2 protein-coding genes and 1 pseudogene are annotated in these 2,631 nt (G+C 71.2%); 2 read left to right on the forward strand and 1 reads right to left on the reverse strand.

The annotated features are described in order from the left end of the window. Nucleotides 1–77 precede the first annotated feature (77 nt). Entirely contained in the window at nt 78–1,100 is a 1,023-nt protein-coding gene (locus tag D7V97_RS42070) for a M23 family metallopeptidase (protein ID WP_120616142.1), read from the forward strand. Between the two features lie 22 nt (nt 1,101–1,122). On the opposite strand, the gene D7V97_RS42075 is transcribed toward D7V97_RS42070, so the two are convergent. Next, the gene (locus D7V97_RS42075; RefSeq protein ID WP_120535979.1) at nt 1,123–1,392 is read right to left on the reverse strand and encodes an HU family DNA-binding protein; all 270 of its coding nucleotides are present in this window, start codon (nt 1,390–1,392) and stop codon (nt 1,123–1,125) included. A 324-nt stretch (nt 1,393–1,716) separates the two neighbouring features. Between D7V97_RS42075 and D7V97_RS42080 the strand changes: the two are divergent. After that, a pseudogene (locus D7V97_RS42080) lies at nt 1,717–2,631 on the forward strand (hypothetical protein); the annotation flags it as partial.

Below are 2,631 nucleotides of genomic sequence, written 5' to 3' on the forward strand. Positions count from 1 at the left end.
GGACGCACCTGTCCACCGGCACGGATGATCCGCCCGAAACAGGTGCGTGGGCCGGTGCATGGTAGGCTCGCCATGCCGTGCGCCGACCCGCCGTCCTCGCCCTGCTGGCCCTCTCCGCTTGCGCTACGCCGCGCGCGGAGAAGATGAGCTTTGAGGAGCTGTACGCGACCTCGGGCGACAGCGGCTCCGTCAGCGACTCCGGCCCCTTCCTCCCGCACGAGCCGGAGCGCGCCCCGGGCCCCCTGTCCCCGGAGCGCTCCCCGGAGCTCGACGCCGCGCTCTCCGCCTTCGCGGAGAAGGCCCGCGCCTACCGCGAGAAGGTGCAGCGCGGCAGCGTCATGCCCGCCGAACAGGCGCGGAACTGGGAGGCGATGAACGCGGCGCTGGACGCCTTCCTGTCCCGGCCGGTGGAGCGCACGGACAGCCGGGACCTGACGCGGGCCCGGGGTGTGATGGAAGCCGAGCTGGAGCAGGACGCGCGCCTCTACGGCGACATGCCGGGCCCGCTCGCGGAGGCCGTGGTGCTGCGCGTGGGCCGCCTCATCGTGCGCGCCTCCACGCTGCGCCGCTGGGAGCTGCCGCCCGAACCCGCTGGTCCGCCGCGCCTCGCCTGGCCCGTGGAGCCCGTGACCATCACCAGCCTCTACGGAGAGCGCTGGCACCCCATCACCGGGCAGCTCCGCCGCCACCTGGGCGTGGACCTCGCGGCCCGCCGGGGCCAGGTCGTCGCTGTCGCGGAGAAGGGCGTGGTCCTGCGCGCGGGCTGGAACGGCGACCACGGCCAGCAGGTGGAGGTCCTGCACGCCGGGCAGTGGGTCACGCGCTACAGCCACCTGTCCCAGGTGCTGGTGACGACCGGTGAAGTGCTGGCGCGCGGAGATGCGGTGGGGCTCGCGGGGGACACGGGCCTCGCGACCGGTGTCCACGTCCACTTCGAGCTCTGGCACGACGGCAACTCCCTGGACCCGCTGGAGGCGCTCGTCGCTCCCGAGCTCTCCCCCGAGACGCCCGAACACGCGCGGCCCGTGGCCCATCAGCTGCCGGAATCCCCCGCCCTCACGTCCCAGGGGCGTCACCCGACCACGGGTTCGCGCCCCTGAGGGGGACGGTCCTGCTGAACGGCTACAGCGAGTTCTTCAGCTCCTTGGCGGGCCGGAAACCGACCGTCTTCGACGCCTTGAGCTTCATCATCTCGTTGGTCTGCGGGTTGCGAATCTTCCGCGCCTTGCGCGAGCGCAGCGACCACGTGCCGAACCCCGGGTAGCTGAAGCGCGTGTCCTTCTTCACCGCCTTGCCGATGTTGTTGAAGACGATGTCGAGGATCTGGGCGGCCGACTTCTTCGTGAGCCTCGACTGCGCAGCCACCACCTCCACGAGCTCTGCCTTGGTCATGACACCCCTCCCTCTTGCGTTGTCTGGCGTTGAACGAGCGGATGGCGGAGGTAACAAATCGAGGTTTCGACTGTCAATGCGCCACCCGCGCCCGGGCCGGAAATTCGGCCTCGGGATGAAAATTGGGCATCGTGAAATACACCCTGTACAGAGAGGGAGGATCGCATCTTTTGATACACCGTCACACCCCCTCCGTGACGGAAAGCTGAGGTGATCGCTTGGTGATCGATTGCGGATGAAAGTCTTTGGAAGATCGATCACTTAGCAACGCGTCCTGATCCAGTTCCAGCAGGGCGCCGTCGAGGGGCTAGAGTGCCTGCCCGCGTGCCATCCCGACTGCTGCCCTGGTTCCTGATCCTGCTGTGCGCCTGCGCCCGGCCGCCGCTGAGGCCCGCCGGGCAGGGGGAACTCTGGGTGGACGGGACCGCGATGGGAGGAGACGGCACCCGCGAGCACCCCCTCCGGTCCCTGACCGAGGCCCTGTCCCGTCCCGGCCCGCTGCTCGTGCACCTGGCCTCCGGCCGCTACGAGGGCCCCTTCCTGCTGCCCGAGGGAACAAGGCTCATGGGCGCGGGCCCCCAGACGGTGCTGACGGTCGCGGGCGCCGGGGCAGGGGTGGTGGAGACCCGGGGCGAGGCCTCCCTGGAGGCCCTGTCGGTGGAAGGAGGAGCCTGGGGCCTGGAGGTCGGCGGGAGGGTCCGGGTCAAGGACGTCGTCTTCCGGGGACAGGCCCAGGGAGCGGTCCGGGTGGGCGCCGGCCACCTGGAAGGAAGCGGGCTCCAGTTCGAAGCGGGACCGGGAGGCCCGGCGCAAGGAAGCGCCAGGTGCCTCCCAGAAGAGCACCGCGCCTGGAAGCCCCCCGCTCCGCGAGTCACCCCTCCGGTCGCGGTGGGGGTGCTCGTGGAGGCCCGGGCGGGAGCGCCCGTCCCACCGATCCTGGTCCTCCAGGACAGCCGCTTCACGGGACCCTACGAGCGCGCGGTGCGCGTCCGGGGCGGGGCCACGGTCCGCCTGGAAGGCACCTGCTTCCAGGGAGTGCAGGTGGCGCTGAGCCAGGAGGGTGGAGTGGCGGAGGTCGAGCGGGCGCGCGTTTCAGGGGGCACGGGCCCGGCGTTCCTCTCGCTGGAGGGCACGCTGAAGCTCGTGGACGTGCACGTCCAGGGGCACGAGTACGGCGTGACGACGAACCGGGCCCGGCTGTCGGTACGGGGCTTCACCTCGGAGCACGCCGGGCGGGCG

Origin of the sequence: Corallococcus sp. CA053C (assembly GCF_003611675.1) — a bacterium.
Lineage (GTDB): Bacteria > Myxococcota > Myxococcia > Myxococcales > Myxococcaceae > Corallococcus.